This window comes from Amycolatopsis lurida (assembly GCF_900105055.1).
Lineage (GTDB): Bacteria > Actinomycetota > Actinomycetes > Mycobacteriales > Pseudonocardiaceae > Amycolatopsis > Amycolatopsis lurida.
Map to the genome: position 1 here is coordinate 6109200 of NZ_FNTA01000004.1, position 18704 is coordinate 6127903.

Annotated in this window: 10 protein-coding genes; all 10 read left to right on the forward strand. The window is 69.8% G+C overall.

The annotated features are described in order from the left end of the window. The first annotated feature begins 18 nt into the window (after positions 1-18). Genes BLW75_RS34425 through asnB form a run of 10 tightly spaced genes read left to right on the forward strand, consistent with a single transcriptional unit; the run spans position 19 to position 18693 of the window. Positions 19-1572: an ABC transporter substrate-binding protein gene (locus BLW75_RS34425; protein ID WP_034323926.1), complete on the forward strand. Its 1554-nt coding sequence runs from the start codon at positions 19-21 to the stop codon at positions 1570-1572. Continuing rightward, entirely contained in the window at positions 1569-2516 is a 948-nt protein-coding gene (locus BLW75_RS34430) for an ABC transporter permease (protein WP_034323929.1), read from the forward strand. The genes BLW75_RS34425 and BLW75_RS34430 overlap by 4 nt, the downstream gene beginning before the upstream one ends. Then, a complete protein-coding gene (locus BLW75_RS34435) occupies positions 2513-3301 on the forward strand; it encodes an ABC transporter permease (RefSeq protein WP_034323930.1) in 789 nt (262 codons plus the stop codon). The genes BLW75_RS34430 and BLW75_RS34435 overlap by 4 nt, the downstream gene beginning before the upstream one ends. Then, positions 3298-4821 (forward strand): ABC transporter ATP-binding protein, encoded by a 1524-nt coding sequence (locus BLW75_RS34440; protein ID WP_034323932.1) that lies wholly within the window; start codon positions 3298-3300, stop codon positions 4819-4821. Before BLW75_RS34435 ends, BLW75_RS34440 begins: the two co-directional genes overlap by 4 nt. Then, on the forward strand, positions 4818-10016 hold the full coding sequence (locus BLW75_RS34445) for a non-ribosomal peptide synthetase (protein ID WP_034323933.1): 5199 nt from the start codon (positions 4818-4820) through the stop codon (positions 10014-10016). Before BLW75_RS34440 ends, BLW75_RS34445 begins: the two co-directional genes overlap by 4 nt. After that, positions 10013-11812, forward strand: coding sequence for an ABC transporter ATP-binding protein (locus BLW75_RS34450; protein WP_241784157.1), 1800 nt, complete (start codon positions 10013-10015; stop codon positions 11810-11812). The genes BLW75_RS34445 and BLW75_RS34450 overlap by 4 nt, the downstream gene beginning before the upstream one ends. After that, positions 11809-13554 carry an ABC transporter ATP-binding protein gene (locus tag BLW75_RS34455; RefSeq protein ID WP_034323936.1) on the forward strand — a complete coding sequence of 582 codons (1746 nt, stop codon included), beginning with the start codon at positions 11809-11811 and terminating at the stop codon, positions 13552-13554. The genes BLW75_RS34450 and BLW75_RS34455 overlap by 4 nt, the downstream gene beginning before the upstream one ends. Further along, the gene (locus tag BLW75_RS34460; RefSeq protein WP_034323938.1) at positions 13551-14549 is read left to right on the forward strand and encodes a saccharopine dehydrogenase family protein; all 999 of its coding nucleotides are present in this window, start codon (positions 13551-13553) and stop codon (positions 14547-14549) included. The genes BLW75_RS34455 and BLW75_RS34460 overlap by 4 nt, the downstream gene beginning before the upstream one ends. Then, a complete protein-coding gene (locus BLW75_RS34465; protein WP_091598931.1) occupies positions 14546-16840 on the forward strand; it encodes a class I SAM-dependent methyltransferase in 2295 nt (764 codons plus the stop codon). Before BLW75_RS34460 ends, BLW75_RS34465 begins: the two co-directional genes overlap by 4 nt. Before the next feature lie 11 nt (positions 16841-16851). Further along, complete coding sequence (gene asnB, locus BLW75_RS34470; protein WP_034323941.1) at positions 16852-18693, forward strand: asparagine synthase (glutamine-hydrolyzing); 1842 nt, start codon at positions 16852-16854, stop codon at positions 18691-18693. Positions 18694-18704: the final 11 nt, after the last annotated feature.

Sequence of the window (18704 nt, forward strand, 5' to 3'; positions counted from 1 at the left end):
ACCCCCCCGGAGGAGATCATGTCCATCAATCGTCGTGTCCTGTTCCGGACGGCCGGACTCGCGGCCGGCGTCGCCGGTGCGGGCGCGTTCCTCAATGCGTGTGGCACGTCGATCCCTGCCTCGGGGCCGGTGCGGCACACCGGTCCCTCCGTGGCGAGGTCAGGAGGCGTCCTGCGCGCGGTGTTCACCGGTGGCGGAGCGGTCGAAAGTCTCGACCCGTTCGGCAGTGGTTCGCCGGTCGACTTCGTGCGCGGTGATGTCGTGTTCGACTCGCTGTTCACGCTGAGCGGTGGTGAGGTCGTGCCCGCACTCGCGACCGGGATCGAGGTAGGACCAGGAGCTACGTCGTTCGTGCTGACGTTACGCGAAGGTGTGAAATGGCACGACGGATCGCCGTTCACCGCGGACGACGTCGCCTACAGTTTCCGGTTCATGAGTTCCCCGGAGCGGGCCTATCCGAGCCAGCTCTCCGCGTACTTCGATTTCGACAAGCTCCAGATCCACGACCCGTTCACGCTCGTGGTTCCCGCCCGTCGGCCGGTGGGCGACCCCGCATTGTTCCTGGCCGCCTTCCCCAGCAAGATGGTGAAGAACGGTGCGACGTTCACCGGGGCCAACGCGATCGGTACCGGCGCCTATCAGGTGACGGCGTTCGAGGCCGGCCGTGAGTCGCGGCTCAAGCGGTTCGACGGACATTGGTCGGGGAAGGCCCGGGCGGACGAACTGGTGCTGCTCAGCCTGTCCGATCCGCAGGCCAAGGTGAACGCGGTCGTCACAGGCCAGGCCGACTACGCGGGCGATATCCCTTTCACCACAGGCAAAGCCGGTGTTGCCGGCAACGACTTTGAAGTCCGCACCGCCGGCGAGGAGAACCGGACGGCCTACGGCTGGGTGCTCAATACGACCATCAAGCCGTTCGACGACCCGCGTGCCCGCAAGGCAGTGCGGCTGGCGATCTCCCGGCAGGCCTTGGTGGACACCGTCCTGCTGGGCTACGGCGTGCCCGGCAACGACCTGCTGTGCGCCGGGGCCAAGTACTTTACGCCGCGTGACGTTCCCGCGCGTGATCTCGACCAGGCGAGGAGACTGGTCAAGGACTCCGGTGCCGACGCGGCGGAGATCGCGATCCGCACCGCGGAGTGGGAGATCGGCTACAACGCCTCCACCCAGCTGCTGGTCGAGCAGCTCAAGGAAGCCGGGCTGAAGGTCCGCGCGGATATCGTGACCCCGCCGGAGTTCTTCGAGCCGAACGCTGTCGGTGCCGCGAACGCGGTCGCCTTCTCCAGCGGAGCAGTACCCCTGGCCGTGATCTACGGCAGGCTCGCCGCCTACCCGCCGCTCGCGCTCAAGGACGACGGGTTCACCGCGGCGGTCGGCCGGGCCATCGGCAGTGCCGACGAGGCCGAACGGGCCAAGGCCTGGAAAGACGCCCAGGAGATCATGTACGACCGGGGTAACACCGTGGTGTGGGGGCAGGCCGACGTGCTGAGCCTCGCCCGCAAGGCGGTGGCGGGCATCACGGTCCGTGACCAGGCCAAGTACCCCTACCTCGGCAAGGCCGGGCTCGCGTGATCCATTCTCTCCCGAGACGGCTCGCGGCAGGCGCTGTTCTGCTGGCACTCCTGACTTTCGTCGTCTACGTCGGGGTCGATCTACTGCCAGGGGATCCGGTCACCAGCAGGCTCGGCCCGAGCACTCCGCCCGAGCGGATCGCCGAACTCCGGCACCACCTCGGTCTCGATCGTCCGGTGCTCGCCCGGTACGGCGAATGGGTCGCCGGTCTGTTCCTCGGTGACCTGGGCATCTCGGCGTCCGGTCGGCCGGTCACCGAGATGCTGTCCGACCGGGTCGGCAACTCCGCGCTCCTGGCGGCCATGGCGGTGCTGCTGCTCGCGCCGCTGTCGCTCGTGCTCGGTCTGTGGGCGGCGTGGCGCCGAGGCAGGCCGGCAGATCGGGTCGTGTCGACGGGCGCGCTGCTCCTGGTGTCGGTGCCGGAGTTCGTCGTGGCGGGAGCGCTGGTGCTGCTGTTCGCGGTGAGCCTGCGGATTTTCCCCGCCGTGTCGCTGCTGCCGGTGGGCGCGAGTCCGCTGGCGTATCCGGAAGTACTCGTGCTGCCGGTGCTGAGCCTGCTGCTGGTCGGACTGGCTTACGCCGTGCGGGTCATCCGCGCGTCGGCGTGTGCCGTACTCGCGAGCCCGCACGTGGAGTTCCTGCGGCTCGGCGGCGCGTCCGGGAGGACGGTGCTGCGCCGGGCCGTCGTCCCGGCGGTGTTGCCGGTCGCGGCGCAGGTGTGGCTGGTGACCGGGGTCGCTTTCGTCGGCGGGGCGGTACTGGTGGAAAAGGTGTTCGGCTACCCGGGCATCGGGGAACTTCTGGTCGCGTCCGTACAGTCCGGCGATCTGCCGGTGGTGCAGGCACTAGTGCTGATCCTTGGCGCGGCGATGCTGGCCGCGCTCGTGCTCGCCGATCTCGCCGTGGTGCTGCTGACCCCGAGGCTGCGGACGGGAACACAGTGACCAGGCTCAAGTGGACCTTGTTCGGTCTTGCGGTACTGGCCGTCCTCTTCGGACCGCTTGTCGCGCCGCATCCGGCCACGGCCCCCATCGGTCCGCCGTTCGCCCCGCCGGGAACGGCCGGTCTGCTGGGCACCGACCAGCTCGGCCGCGACGTCTTTTCCCGGCTGTTGCACGGCGGCGCGCCGATGCTGCTCACCAGCGCGCTCGCCGCGCTGATCGGTTCTGGAGCCGGGGTGACGGCAGGGCTGTTCACGGCACTGGCCTCTTCCGGTAGGCGTTGGGTGGAAGCGATCTTCCTGCGCCCCTTGGACTTGCTCGCCGCCGTCCCGCCGATTCTGGTGCTGCTGCTGGTGCTCACGGCTTTGCCGAACCGGGCGGGGATCGTGCTGGCGGTGGCGCTTTCGAGTGCTCCGCTTTCGGCCCGGATCACCCGCGCGGCGGCGGAACAGGGGATCGGCCGAGCCCACGTCGAGGTGGCTCTCGCCCGCGGCGAGAGCTGGGCGTGGCTGCTGGGCCGCGAGGTTTTTCCCTTGGTGGCGAGCACCGTTTTGGCCGATCTCGGCGTCCGTTTCGCCACGGCCGTCTATCTGGTCGCGGCGGCGGGCTTCCTGGGACTCGGCACATCGGCTTCGGATTGGGGACTGCTGATCGTGGAAGCGTTGCCCGGAGCGGCTTTGCAGCCGTGGGCGCTGCTGGCCCCGGTGGCCGGGATCGCGCTGGTCGCGGTGACGGCCAACCTTGCTTCTGACGCGCTGGCCCGGCGGTCGAGGGGAGTGCTCGGATGACCGCGCTCGTGGAAGTGCGGGACCTGCGCCTGCTGGCCGGCGGCCGGCCGGTCCTGGACGGTGTCGATCTCGTGCTGGCCGAAGGGGAATCGGTCGGTTTGGTCGGCGCGTCGGGCTCCGGCAAGACGACTCTCGCGCTGGCGGTGCTCGGCCATCTGCGGTCCGGTGTCCGGCACGGCGGTGGAGGAGTTTCGGTGCGGGGAAAGGACATGCTGCCCACCCCGGCGCCGGGTGTCCGCGGTGACACGATCGGCTACGTCGGCCAAGACCCCGGCGCCTCCCTCAATCCCTACGCGCGGATCTCTTCGATACTGCTCGCCGCGACCGGCCCCACTCCGCGCGCCATCCGGGCCGGACGCGTGCGCGGCCTGCTGGAACGCGTCGGTCTGCCGGGGGAGGACGCTTTCGCGCGCCGCTACCCGCATCAGCTCTCCGGCGGTCAGCAACAGCGGGTGGTCCTCGCCGCCGCGCTGGCGCGTGAACCGCGGCTGCTCGTGCTCGACGAGCCGACGACCGCACTCGACCTCGTCGCCAAAGCCGAGGTCCTGCGTGAGATCCGGCGGCAGACCGAAACCGGCGTCGCTCTGCTCTGGGTCAGTCACGACCTGAGCACCGTGCGCGAACTGGTCGATCGGGTCGTGGTGCTGAACGCGGGCAAGGTCACCGAAGACCGCTCCGCCGTCGAGGTGACCGCCACCCCGGCGGTCCCGGTCACGCACGCGGCAGCCAGGGCGGAAGATCGCGCGATTGTCCTCAGTGGACGTTCGCTGGCCGCCTCCTTCGGCGAGCGGGAAATTCTGTCCGATGTGGACTTCGACCTCTACCGCGGCGGCTGTCTCGCTGTTCTCGGGGTGTCCGGAGTCGGGAAGAGCACCCTTGCCCGGTGCCTGGCCGGGCTGCATCGACCGAAGAGCGGGTCCGTCCTGCTGCACGGCACCGCGTTGGCGCCCGGAGTCCGCGGGCGTTCCACCGCCGAACGCGCCGCGATCGCCCTGGTGGCACAGAATCCGGCCGAGGCGCTACACCCGCGCCAGGACGTCCGCACCGCGCTCTCCAGGCCGCTGCGGAGGCTGCGGGGAATCACGTCGCGGACGGCCCAGGACATCGAAGTCACCCGGTTGCTCGAGGCCGTGCGGCTGCCGTCCGCAATGGCGCCACGGCTGCCCGGTGAACTCTCCGGTGGTCAGCGTCAGCGGGTCGCGCTGGCCCGTGCTCTCGCCGCCGACCCCGAGGTGCTGATCTGCGACGAAGCCACCTCCGCGCTGGACACGGCGACCCAGACCGGGGTGCTGGACCTGCTGGCCGGACTGCGCGCTCAGCTCGGCGTCGCGGTCCTGCTGATCACTCACGATCCGTGGGTCGCCGCATCGGCTTCGGACAGCGTCCTGGTGCTGGCTGATGGCCGCGCCGTTGCGTCTGGTCCGACCGCAGGCCTGCTCCCCCCGGTCGGTGAGGCCCCGGAGAAGGCCCTGACCCGTTTGCTCGTTTCCCCCATCACTGAAGGAGTTCTACCGGCATGAGCGCACCCGAGATCGTTGCCGAATTGCGGACTCTGGGGGTGGACCTCTGGCAGGACAGCGGTCAGATCCGCTTCCGTGCCCCTCGCGGGGTGCTCACCGACGAGTGGCGGACCGCGCTGCATGCGCACAAAGCCGAGATCGTGGAACTCCTCGCTCGCGACGGCGAACTCGCCGCCGTCACCCACGACGAGGAGGCACGCCACGAACCGTTTCCCTTGACCGACGTGCAGACGGCGTATCTGCTCGGCCGCCGCGAGTCGTTCGGCTTCGGGGGCGTGGCCTGCCACGGCTATCTCGAAGTGCGCTATCCGGAACTGGACCCGGCCCGGGTCGAGGACGCCTGGAACACGTTGGTGAAACGGCACGACATGCTGCGCGCGGTCGTGGAACGCGACGGCTACCAGCACGTCCTGCCCGAGGTGCCGCGATGCCCGGTCCCGGTGGCCGAATCGGTGGAGGCCGTCCGCGGCGAACTCGGGCACCGCCACTACGAGACCGATGTGTGGCCGCTGTTCGACCTGCGCGTCACCCACTGCCCGGATGGCGACGTCCTGCACATCTCGATGGATTCGCTGATCGCGGACTGGGCCAGCGCGGGCGTGCTGCTGGACGAACTGGACCAGCTGCTGGCGAACCCGGACGCGGCGCTGCCGCCGCTGGAGATCACCTTCCGCGACTACCTGCTTGCCGAACGCGGGCTGCGCGACACCACCCGGTACCGCGCGGACCGTGAGTACTGGCAGGCCCGCGTCCACGACCTGCCCCGCGCACCCGACCTGCCCTCGCTCAACAGCGTGGAATCCGGGCCGGTCAGCTTCCGCCGTCTCCACACCAGGCTCGCCGCGCCGCAGTGGGAGGGGCTGCGGGAGCGGGCCCGCCGGCACGGGATCACCCCGTCGACGGCGGTTCTCGCCGCCTACGCCGCCGTGCTGGGCCGCTGGTCCCGTCGCCCGCGGTTCAGCCTCAACCTCACCCTGCTCAACCGGCAGCCCCTGCATCCGCGGGTGAACGCGCTGGTCGGTGACTTCACGTCGGTCAGCTTGCTGGCCGTGGAGGACTCGGCCGGGCTTCCCTTCCACGAGTGGGCCGCCCGGACGGGCGCGCGGATGTTCGACGACCTCGACCACCGGCTGTTCTCCGGCGTCGAGGTCATGCGTGAGATCGCCCGCCGTCGCGACCGTGACGCCGCGCTGATGCCGATCGTGTTCACCAGCGCGATCGGCCTCGGTGGCCGGACCGGATCCGGCATCACCCAGACCCCGCAGGTCTTCCTCGACTGCCAGGTCACCGACGACGCCGACGGGCTCCAGGTCAACTGGGACGTCCGGCAGGGCATCTTCCCCGACGGTCTGGTCGAGGACATGTTCGCGGCGCTGGAAGCCGCTCTTCTCCGGTTGGCGGAGTCACCGGAAGCGTGGCTCACCACCGATCTGGTGCCGCTGCCGGCGTGGCAGGCCGTAGAACGTGCCCGGGTCAACGACACCGCCGCGCCGCTCACGTCCGCGTTGCTGCACGCCGGGGTGTTCGACCAGGCCGCCCGGACACCCGAAGCCATCGCCGTCACGGGCCCGGCGGGCACACTGACCTACGGCGAACTGGCTCGCCGCGCAGGAGGTGTCGCGGAAGCGTTGCGTGAGAAGGGGATCGTTCCGGGCGAACTGGTCGCGGTCAACCTGGACAAGGGGCCCGATCAGATCACCGCGGTGCTCGGGATCCTGCTCGCGGGCGGCGCCTATCTACCGGTGGACACCACACAGCCGCCGTTACGACGGGACAAGCTCGTCGCCGCCGCCGGTCACGTCGTGACCCAGGCGTGGTTCGAAGACCTATCACCGGTCGAGGACATTCCTGTGGCCGCCGGAGGAGACCCGGATTCGCTCGCCTACGTCATCTACACGTCGGGCTCGACCGGTGAGCCCAAGGGCGTCATGATCACCCACCGGGCCGCAGCCAACACCGTCGAGGACGTCAATCGCCGCTTCGGCGTCACCGCGGCCGACCGCGTGCTTGGCCTGGCGCAGCTGGGATTCGACCTCTCGGTCTACGACATCTTCGGTCTGCTTTCAGTGGGCGGGGCGCTCGTCCTGCCCGACCCTGCCCGGCCCGCCGACCCGTCGCACTGGGCCCGGCTCGCGGCCGACCACGGTGTCACGATGTGGAACTCGGTACCCGCGCAGCTGCACATGCTGGCGCATTATCTCCCCTCGGAGTCCCTGCCGATCCCGGCACTGCGGCTCGCGCTGCTCTCCGGCGACTGGATCCCGGTCACGCTGCCCGGCGAAATCCGCGCGTTCGCCCCGGGGTTGGAGATGATCGGCCTCGGTGGCGCCACCGAGGCCGCGATCTGGTCCATTCACCATCCCATCGACCACGTGCCCGGACACTGGACCTCCATCCCCTACGGCGTCCCGCTGACCAACCAGACATTCCGCGTGCTGGACCAGGCCCACCGCGACTGTCCGGTGTGGACGGCCGGCGAGCTGTACATCGGCGGCGCAGGGCTGGCGACGGGCTACCTCGGTGACGACGCGTTGACCGCGGCCCGGTTCGTCACGGTCGCGGGGGAGCGGCTCTACCGCACTGGTGACCTCGGCCGATACCTGCCCGGCGGGGAGATCGAGTTCCTCGGCCGCGAGGACGCCCAGGTCAAGATCCGGGGCCACCGGGTTGAACTGGGCGAGGTGGAAGCCGCGCTGCTGGCCCATGACGCCGTGGGCGGGGCGGCCGCGGTAGTGGCGGGTGAGCGCCACGGCGAGCGGGCGCTTCTCGGTTTCGTCGAACCGGCCCGCCTCCCCGCGCCGCCCCCGCCGCCGGAACTGGCGATGGCCGGCCGGTTCGCGGACCGGCAGGTCGCGGACTTCGACGCCGCACAGGTCGCCAGGCACGTCCGGCTGCTGCACCAAGCCGCACTCGCCTCGATGCGTGAGGCGCTCGCGTCTCACCCCCAAGTGCACGAACGGCACCGCTGGCTGGCCCGTCACTGGCGCGACCTGGTCGCCGACGCCCCGGAGATTAATGCCATGGGGATCAGCGCTGAAGAGGCGTGGGGGATGCTCGATGAAGACCCCCTGTGCACGCCGGAGTTCCTGGCGTTTCATCGTGCTCACGTCGAGCGGGTGCACGAACTGCTCGACGGCGAGCAGAACCCGTTCGAGCTGCTGTTCCCTCAGGGCGACATGGCCCCGGCGCGGGCGGTCTATCGGGACAATCCGATCTTCCGCTACCTCAATGCCGCCGCCGCAGCGGTGCTCAACCGGATCGCCGCCGCGCATACCGGCCGGCCGCTGCGGATCCTGGAGGTCGGCGCGGGAACCGGGTCGACCACCGACGCCGTGCTGCCGATGCTCGCGGGCCACGAGGTCGACTACCTGTTCACCGACGTCTCGCCGTTCTTCCTTTCGGAGGCACGGGAACGCTTCGGCGAGCACCCCGGAGTCCGCTTCGGGCTGTTCGACCTCGACCAGGACCACCGGTCACAGGGCTTGGCACCGAACTCATTCGACGTTGTGCTCTGCGCCGGCGTGCTGAACAGCGTGCGACGGCCGGAAACGGTACTGGATCTGGTGGCTCCCGGCGGGTGGCTCGTGTTCACCGAACCCGTCGTCGAGCATCCGCACATCATGCTGACGCAGGGCTTCATGATGGACGGCCCGGCGCTGCGGTCACGCCAGGACTGGCTCGACCTGATCGGCGGCGCCGAGCTGTGCCTGCCGGGCGACGACCATCCCCAAGCGGCTCAGGGGATCCAGCTGTTCGCGAAGCGGGTGAAGGCCGATCGCGCGTCCGTCACCCCCGAAGAGCTGACCTCGTTCCTCGCCCGGCGGCTGCCCGCGCACATGGTGCCGTCGCACCTTCAGGTGGTGGACGCACTCCCGTTCACCGGCAACGGCAAGATCGACCGTAAGACGCTGGTCGGCTGGCGCCCCGCCGCCACCGACGACGCGGGCGATCACGACGGCGACGCCGATGACGAGCTCGAGGGCAGGCTGTGCGCGCTGTGGGCGCGTGCGCTCGGGCTGGCCAGGATCGGACGGCACGACAGCTTCTACGACCGCGGCGCCGACTCCCTGATCCTCGCGAGGGTCGCCGGACAGCTGCGCGAACAGGTGCCTGAAGCGGCGGACGTCGCCTACGACATGCTGCTGCGGCAGATGCTCAACGAGCCGACGGTGGCGGCCTTGGCCGCGTCACTGCGTGCCCGAGACCGGCCCGCACCCATCGCGCGACGCGATGAGCGGGGCAACGCGCTGCTGGTGCCGTTCGGCGGCGGAGGCGACGGCCCGGCCCGGGTGCTGTTCCACGCGGCGCTCGGTACGATGGACTACTTCCACTCATTGGCAAACGCGTTGGTGGCACAGGACCTCGGGCCCGTGGTGGGTATCGCGGTCGCCGACATCGACGTGTACTTGGCCATCGATCCGAAGGACCTCATCGGTCGGGTCGCCGACGACTACACCGACCGGCTGCTGGCCGAGGGACACACCAGGTTCCAGCTCATCGGGTACTGCCTCGGCGGGCTGCTGGCGACCGAGGTGGCCCGGCGACTGCTCGAACGCGGTGCCGAGGTCGCGGACCTGACGCTCGTCGACAGCATCCCGATGTTCCTCGAAACCGACGAGGAGCTGGCGTTCGAGGCCATTTTCGTGCCCAATCTCAACCTCGACCCGGTCGCCACGGTGTTCGGTCCCGAGGTGGACGGCGCGGACGTCTACCGGGCGATCGACGGGCTGATGGCCGAGCATGACCGCAAGGTGCCCGCCGGGGCCATGGCTTCGCTGATCGGCGATCCCGGGCTGGAGGCGGTCGCCGCCGCCGTGCGCGCACAGCATGAGCGCACGCAGGCCGAGCGGCTCGCTTCCTACTCGGAGGCCGCCGCGAGCCAGGCCGGCATCCCGGTCGGCCCGGAACTGGTGCCCGCGTTGTTCGAGGTCTGCCGGCACAGCATGCGGGCCGCCCGGTTCGACCCCGAGCCTTACGCCGGTGACATGACCTTCCTGCGTGCCTCCGAACAGCAGTCGTTCGGTGTCACCGCAGGCGTCGGTCACCTCGTCGCACCGTTCTGGGCGGACCTCTGTCTCGGCGAGTTCACGGTGACTGACGTGCCCGGAAACCACTTCAGCGTTATCGAGCAACCACACGTCGAGGTGGTGGCCCGTCATCTGGGCGCGTCGATCAACCGGGGAGCACACTCGTGAGCACGGTGACCGAAGAATCCGCGCCGGCGGAGGCGGAGTCCCAGCAGAAGTCCACAATGGACCACAAGACCGCCGGTACCGCGTTGCGCGCCTTGCGCAAGCCGGTGGCTTCGCAGACCAGGCTGGGTGTCGCGCTCTCCGCGCTGGGCACCCTCGCGACCTTGGTGCCGTTCGTCGGCATCGCCGAACTGGGTCGCGTCCTGCTCGAACCCGGGCCGGTCGACGGTGCCGAAGTCTGGCCGATCGCCGGGGTCGTCGCCCTCGCGCTGGTGATCGGCTGGGCGGCCAACGGTGCCGCGCTGTCGGTGACGCATGCCGCCGACCATCGGCTTCAGGCGAGCCTGCGCCGCCGGATCGTGCATCGGCTCGGCCGGGTACCGCTCGGCTGGTACTCCGACACGAACTCCGGCCTGGTGCGCAAGGCCGCCCAGGACGACATCGACGATCTGCACCACCTGATCGCGCACCACGACGTCGAGATTACCGGGGCGATCGTCCTGCCGCTCGGCGGCGTCGCCTACCTGTGCTGGCTGGACTGGCGGCTCGCGTTGCTGGCCATCGCGACGCTACCGGTCTACCTGATGGCCTACGGATCGATGATGCGCGGATTCGTGCAGAAGATGGTCGAGATGGACGCCGGGGTGGCCAGGGTCAGTGCGGCGATCGTCGAGTTCGTGCACGGCATCACCGTGGTCAAGGTGTTCGGACAGGCCAAGCGCGCGCACCGCGCCTACGACGAGGCCGTCGGCGAGTTCGGTGACAAGTACGCGGGCTGGGTGCGGCCGATGCTCAAACTCGAAGCCCTCACCTCGATGGCGCTGTCCGCTCCCGTGGTCGCGCTGGTCAGCCTCGTGGGCGGGATCTGGTTCGTGGCCGAGGGCTGGGTGACGCCGATCGAGGCGCTCGCCGAGGTGCTCGTCGCGATGATCATCCCGACCACCCTGCTTGTGCTGAACCAGGGGATCACCGCGCAGCGCAAGGCGACCGCCGCAGCGGGCCGCATCGCGGCGCTCCTGGAGACCCCGCCTCTGCCGGTTCCCGAGCGGCCTCGGGAACCGGCGGGACACGACGTCGAGTTCGACGACGTGTCGTTCGCCTACGACGGAACCGACACCGTCGTGTCCGGGATCAGTCTGCACTGCCTGCCCGGCACGGTCACCGCGCTGGTGGGTGGTTCCGGCGCGGGCAAGTCGACCTTGGCCAAGCTGGTGCCCAGGTTCTACGACGTCACGTCCGGCGCCGTCCGCATCGGCGGCGTCGACGTGCGCCACATCGCGCCCGAAGTGCTCTACCGCAAGGTCGGTTTCGTCCTGCAGGACGTCCGGTTGCTGCACGGCACGGTGGTGGAGAATCTCCGCCTCGGCCGGCCGGACGCCACCGAAGACGAGGTGATCGCCGCCGCCATCGCCGCCCGTATCCACGACCGTGTTCTGGCCCTGCCCAGAGGTTACGACTCCGTCATCGGCGAGGACGCGATCTTCTCCGGTGGTGAGGCACAGCGGATCTCGATCGCGCGGGCCCTGCTCGCCGATACCCCGATCCTGGTGCTGGACGAGGCGACGGCTTATGCCGACCCGGAATCCGAGGCACAGATCCAGGACGCGCTGTCCGTGCTCGCCCGCGGCCGGACGGTCCTCGTCATCGCGCACCGGCTCGCCACGATCGCCGGCGTCGACAAGATCGTCGTCCTCGATGGCGGGGTCGTGGTGGAACAAGGGACGCAGGAAGAACTGATCGCCGCGGACGGCCGCTACGCCCGGATGTGGGACGCCTACACCGAGGGGAGCACTCGATGATTCGGGATCTGATGAAGATCCTCGGCCCGAAACATGATCGGGACGTGAAGATCTACCTGGCCTGGCTGGTGGCCTACTCCCTGTTGCAGGGCTTGGCGATGGTCTCCCTCGTGCCGGTGCTGCGAGCCGTGCTGACCGGGGAGGCCGGCGCGGCCTGGCGCTGGCTGGCCGTGGTACTCGCCGCCGTCGTCGCCACCTGCGTCGCCCGCTACCAGCAGGCGATGCACGGCTTCGCGCTCTCTCTGATCACCCTGACCAGCCTGCACCGCCGGCTCGGAGATCACGTGACCTCGCTGCCGCTGGGCTGGTTTTCCTCCGAGAAGGTGGGCAGGCTTTCCCGCAGTGCCACCAATGGCACGCTGATGGTGACCAACGTGACTGCGCACATGCTCACCCCGCTGGTCAGCGGCATCGTCACCCCGGCGACCGTCGCGACGGCCATGCTCGTGCTCGACTGGCGGCTAGGGGTGGCGACGTGGGTGTGCGCGCCGTTGCTGTGGCTCACACACCGGTGGGCGGTGAACTCCGTCGGCCGAGGCGAGGAACTCACCGACGCGGCGACCACGGCCGCGGGTAACCGGGTTGTGGAGTTCGCCCGTGATCAGCAGGTGTTGCGCGCGTTCGGACGCACCACCGAGGGCTACCGTCCCCTCGAGGACGCGATCGAGAACCAGAAGACGGCGGGCCGGACGCTGCTGTTGATGGCCGCGCCACGCCTGCTGGCCAATGGACTCGGCGTGCAACTCGCGTTCGCGGCGGTGATCGCGTTCGGACTGGCGCTGGTGGTGAACAGCGCCATCGACCCGGTGACGTTGATCGCGTTGATCGCGTTGACGGCACGCTTCACCGGCCCGCTGGCCGAGGTCGCGGCGCACAGCAGCATGACGCGGATGGCCGCGAACGCCCTGCGCCGCCTCGCTTCGATCGTCGACGAGAAGCCGTCGGCCGAACCCGTCGTCTCCCGGCCGGTGACCGAACCCGGCGAGATCGAGCTGACCGACGTACGGTTCGGCTACGAGCCGGGCCATCCGGTGCTAAACGGCATCTCGTTCCGGGTGCCCGCGCGCGGCATGACCGCGATCGTCGGGCCGTCCGGTTCCGGCAAGAGCACCATCACCCGGTTGATCATGCGGTTCTTCGACGTCGATTCGGGCACCGTCTCCGTCGGTGGCGTGGACGTGCGCGAACAGTCCACAAAGGACTTGATGGCGCAGCTCTCCGTCGTGATGCAGGACGTGTACCTGTTCGACGACACGCTGGAGGCGAACATCCGCGTGGGCAGGCCGGAGGCCACCGCCGAAGAGGTCCGTGAGGCCGCCCGGATCGCCGGCGTCGACGAAATCGTCGACCGGCTGCCCGGTGGCTGGGCCACCAGGGTGGGCGAAGGCGGGGCTTCGCTGTCCGGTGGGGAGCGACAGCGGGTCTCCGTGGCCAGGGCCGTGCTCAAGGACGCGCCGATCGTGCTCCTGGACGAGGCGACGGCCGCGCTCGATCCGGAAAACGAGCGGTACGTGCAGAGAGCACTCCGCACGCTGATGGACCACGCCACCCTGCTGGTCATCGCCCACAAGCTGCCGACCGTGGTGGCCGCGGACCAGATCCTGGTGCTCGACGGTGGCGGGATCGCCGAGTGCGGCACGCACGAGGAGCTACTGGCCTTGAACGGGCGCTACACCGCGTTCTGGAACGAACGCCGCCGCACCCAAGGCTGGCGGCTGGTGTCCAGTGAGGAGACGAAATGATCGGGGTCGTCGGAGCTACCGGCGAGGTCGGCTCGCACACCGTCCGGGTACTGCGCGCGCTCGACGTGGGACCGCTGCGGACCGGCGGAAGCCAGGACGTGGACGTCCTCGACGAGGCGTCACTGGACCGGTTCGCCCAGGGGTGCCAGATCCTGGTGAGCTGCGCCGGACCGGCCCACCTGGTCGGCGACCGGGTCGCGCGGGCGGCGGCCCGCGCCGGGGCCGGCCACGTGGACGCGTCGGATCCGGAAGGCGCCGCGGTGGGCGGCACGGCCGTGATCGGAGCGGGATTGCAGCCGGGGCTGACCGGACTGTTGCCACGCTGGCTCGCGCGGCGGGAGTTCGACACCGTGCACGGATTGGTCGCCCACCTCGGGGTGCTCGACAGGTTCACCCGCACCGCTGCCGACGACTATCTGGCGGGCGCCGAACACGGTGAGGCGCTGGCCGCTTGGCGGCGCGGACGCAGTTCGGGCGTGCTGACCCGGCGCACTGACGTCACCCTGCCGTTCTTCCCCGGCGAAGTGTCGCTGCTGCCGTACCTCACCGAGGAAAGCGCGAAGGTGGCCGAGCACTTGGGGCTCGACCGAGGTGATTGGTTCACCGCGGTGTCCGGTGAGCATGTCCGTGCCGCCTTCGACCGGGTCCGCTCATTGGACCGAGCCGACGCCGTGACGGCGTTGTGCCGCGCCAGCGAGCTGGACCTCGCCGGACGCGAGCCACACGTCGTCCTCCTGATGCGCATGGAGGGCGTGCGCGCCGGTCACCCGGTCACCAGGACCGCCGTCCTGCGTGGCCGAGGCAACGGCGCGCTGACCGGTGCGCTGACCGCGCTGGCCGTACTCGCGGTGCTCCGCCGGGAAGTGCCGCCCGGCAGGCATTTCGCGGCCGAGGTGCTCGATCCCGAGGTCACGATCGCCCGTCTCGGCGAGTGCGGCGTGGCGGCAACGTTCGTGGCCAAGGGCGAAGCGGCGCTCGAGGCGGGTGTGCTGTGAGCCTCCACGAGGCCGGGCTAGCGGCGCTCGGTGACCTGGACCCCGGCACCTTCCCCGCTGCGATGGAGGTACTGGAGCGCGTCAGCCTGAAGGCGATGGCGGCCGCGTCCGGCGACGTCACCCCTCGGCACCGCTGGCTGGCGGACCGATGGAAACAGGCGCTACGGGCGCGCACACCCGGTGCGTACAGCGAGCCGGGGGACGAATTCGAGGCCGCCTACGCCGCTCTCGGATTCCCGCCGGTGATGGCCCGCTTCCACCGAGAGACGCTGGCGTGGCTTCCGCACCTTCTCGACGACACAGTCTCGCTGCGGGATCTGCTGGTGCGTGCGGGTGACGTACAATCCGCCTACCAGGACAACGTGTTCACCGGATACCTCAACGCCGCGTGCGCCGAGGCCGTCCGGCAGGCGGGTCCGCGCGTGCTCGAACTCGGTGGCGGAGCGGGACTGAGCACCGCCGCCGTGCTGGCGGCGTTGCGCGGCAAGGATTACAGCTACACGTTCACCGACCTGGCACCGTTGGCAGTTCGCACGGCCGAGGCACGGTTCGGCGATGACCACAGGGTTTCCTGCCGGGTGCTCGACCTCGATGCCGATTTCGCCGGGCAGGGCTTCGCCGACGGCAGCGTGGATGTCGTACTGGCGGGCAACGTCCTCCACAACGCCACCGACATCGGCGCGGCGCTGCGCCGGATCCGCCGCGTGCTGGCTCCGGGCGGCCGGGTGGTGTTCACCGAGTCGGTCCGTGACACCGCGACGACCCTGACCTCCGTGCAGTTCCTGTTGTCCCGCGACGAACCCAGGGACCGCACTCCGTTCCTGGGTCTCGACGAGTGGCACGCGGCTCTGATGGTCGCGGGATTCGAACCAGCGACGACGCTGCCCGAGCCATCGTCACCGCTGGCGGCTGCGGGACAGCAGCTCTTCACGGCGACGGCGGCAGGCGTCCCCGGTGAGTGGCCGGCCGCCAAGGTGCTGGCCCACCTGGAAGGTTCCCGTGCCACCGAAGTGGTGCTGTCGGCAGCCATGGTGCGTGCGCTGGCCGACGAGCCTTCGCTCCTGCTCGCCGACCTGTCGGCGCTGAAGGTCATCCGCTATCACGGTGATGAGGTCGGTGACGCGGTGCGCGCCACGCTCGGCGTCGAACTCGCGCGGATCGAGCCGGTCGATGTCGGCGACGACTTCCTCGCCGGCATCGCCGACGAGGCCGACCTCGAACTGGACGGCGTCGACCTGCGGGCGGCGGTGGCTGCGGTGCACGAATTCGGCCGGACCGCGCTGATGTCGATGCTCAACGCGCTGCACCGGCGCGGCCTCTTCCGGGGAGGGGGCAACACCGAGCAGGAGGTACTGAAGGGGGTCGCTTATCCGCGGTTGCTCCGCCGGTGGCTCGAAGTCCTCACCGCCGAAGGGTTGCTGCTGGAGGAGGACGGACTCTTGATCCCGGTGCCCGACGCCGAGGACTACTCCGATGCCACGCTCGACCGGGCCTGGTCACAGGCGGCCCGGGCCTGGCAGGAGACGACAGGGTCCGCGGGCACCGTCGAGTACGCCCGTGCCAATGCCGAGCGGCTGCCGGATCTTCTCGGCGGTTCCTGCGACGCGGTCCCCCTGTTGTTCCCCGCGGGTCGCACCGATCTCGCCGAAGCGCTGTACCGGGAGAACGTGACCGGCCGCTACCAGCACCGTGCCGTCAGCGCGTTCATCGGCGGCCTCGCGCGGCGTTGGCCGGCCGACCGGCCGCTGCGCGTACTGGAGGTCGGCGCCGGCACCGGCGCGACCACCGAACGGGTGTTGCCCGTGCTCGCGACGGCCGGGATCGAGGTCGATTACCTCTACACGGACGTGTCGAAGCTTTTCCTCGACCAGGCGGCCGTCCGGTTGCGCGACTACCCGTGGGTGCGGTTCGGCCGGTTCGACATCGACGCCGATCCGGCTTTGCCACGCGGTTCGTTCGACGTGGTGATCGGTGGTGGTGTGCTCAACGCGGCCACCGACACCGACGCGTCGGTGCGGCGATTGGCGGGCCTGCTGGACACCGGTGGCTGGCTGGTGCTCACCGAACCGACCGTCGAGGAGTTCTGGATCCTGACCTCCCAGGCGTTCCTGATGGCCGAAGCTGACGACGGCCGCTCCACCACCGGCGCGACCTTCCTGACCTTGCCGCAATGGAACGCGGTGCTCGACGGCGCCGGACTGGAGCGGGTTCTCGGCCTGCCCGGCGAAGGTCATCCGCTCACCCCCCTCGGCCACCGCGTCTTCGTCACGCGCGTGCCGAACCGAACCTGAGGACAACGAGCATGTGTGGAATCACCGGCTGGGTCGCGTTCGACACCGACCTTACCGAGGAAGTGCCCGTCATCGATGCCATGACGAAGACCCTGAGCGACCGCGGTCCCGACGCGGGCGGAACCTGGATCCGTACCCATGTCGCGCTGGGGCATCGCCGGCTGGCGGTGATCGACCTGCCCGGCGGCGCACAGCCGATGGAGGCCCGGACACCGTCGGGAACCGTGGCACTGACGTTCTCGGGCGAGGTCTACAACTTCCTGGACCTGCGTGCCGCACTGGAAGGACGCGGCCACCGCTTCACCACCCGCAGCGACACCGAGGTGGTGCTGCGCGGCTACCTGGAGTGGGGTGAGGCGGTCGCCGAACGGCTCAACGGCATGTACGCCTTCGGTCTGTGGGACGAGCGCCACGGCAAACTGGTCCTGGTCCGCGACCGGGTCGGCGTGAAGCCGCTGTACTACCACCGCACGAGTGACGGACTGCTGTTCGGCTCCGAACCCAAGGCGATCCTGGCCAACCCCCGGTTCGCGCGGGTCGTGGACACCGGCTGTCTCCGCGAGCTGACCGGCTTCACCAAGGCTCCCGGCTGGTCGCTATGGAAGGAGATGCACGAGGTCGAGCCAGGCACCGTCGTGACGGTTTCCCGCGACGGGATACGGCACCACACTTACTGGCGCCTGGAAACCATGCCGCACACCGACGACCTCCCGGCCACCGTCGAGAAGGTCGGAGCGTTGTTCGGTGAGGCGGTGCGGCGGCAGACGGTGTCCGACGTGCCGCAGTGCGTGCTGCTGTCCGGAGGGCTGGATTCCAGCGCCGTCACCGCTGTCGCCACCCCGGAACTGCGCGCGCGTGGCGAGAAGACTCGCACGTTCTCGGTGGATTTCGCCGGGTACGAAGAGAACTTCCGCCCGGACGAACTACGCGAGACCCCGGACTCCCCGTTCGTACGCGAGGTCGCCGCGCACGTCGGCTCGGTGCACCGGGACATCGTGCTCAACTCCCGCGCGCTGGCCGATCCCGCGCTGCGCCGTGCCGTCGTGGCCGCGCGGGACATGCCGATCGGGCTCGGAGACATCGATTCTTCGATGTACCTGCTGTTCCAGGCGATCCGCGCCGAGTGCACGGTGGCGCTGTCGGGCGAGTTCGCGGACGAGCTGTTCGGTGGCTACGCCTGGTTCCACCATCCGGCGGCCCGTGACGCCGACACGTTCCCGTGGCTGGCGTTCAGCAACGCCTACACCGGTGACCGCACCGAGATGCTGAGTCCCGAGCTTCGCCAGGAGCTGGACATTGGCGCGTACGTCGCCGACGAGTACCGCACCGCCGTCGCCGCTGTCTACCATCTCGACACCGAGGATGAGCTGGAGCGCCGGATGCGCCGCAGCAGCCATCTGCACGTGACGCGGCTGGTCCGCGCCATGCTGGACCGGAAGGACCGGATGTCCATGGCCGTGGGCCTGGAGGTCCGGGTGCCCTTCGCCGACCACCGCCTCATCGAGTACGTCTACAACACGCCGTGGTCGATGAAAGCCGACGGCGGCAGGGAAAAGAGCCTGCTGCGCGGAGCTGTCGCCGGTCTGCTGCCCAGGTCGGTCACCGAGCGCGTCAAGAGCCCTTATCCCTCCACACAGGACACCGGCTACGCGGAAGCGTTGCAGGGACAGGCGAAGGACGTGCTCGCCGAGGCCGGACATCCCATGTTCGAGATCTTTGACGCCACCTGGGTGCGCGGCGCGGCCGCACAGGATCCCGACGTGGTCACCGGCAGGCTGCGCACTGGTCTGGAACGCGTACTGGACATGTACCACTGGTTCGACCTGTACCGGCCCGAGCTCCGGCTCGGCTGAACCGGTGCACC

Coding starts and splice junctions, on each gene's coding strand:
- BLW75_RS34440 (WP_034323932.1), top strand. CDS start 3,298: ATGACCGCGCTCGTGGAAGTGCGGGACCTGCGCCTGCTGGCCGGCGGC.
- BLW75_RS34425 (WP_034323926.1), top strand. CDS start 19: ATGTCCATCAATCGTCGTGTCCTGTTCCGGACGGCCGGACTCGCGGCC.
- asnB (WP_034323941.1), top strand. CDS start 16,852: ATGTGTGGAATCACCGGCTGGGTCGCGTTCGACACCGACCTTACCGAG.
- BLW75_RS34455 (WP_034323936.1), top strand. CDS start 11,809: ATGATTCGGGATCTGATGAAGATCCTCGGCCCGAAACATGATCGGGAC.
- BLW75_RS34460 (WP_034323938.1), top strand. CDS start 13,551: ATGATCGGGGTCGTCGGAGCTACCGGCGAGGTCGGCTCGCACACCGTC.
- BLW75_RS34445 (WP_034323933.1), top strand. CDS start 4,818: ATGAGCGCACCCGAGATCGTTGCCGAATTGCGGACTCTGGGGGTGGAC.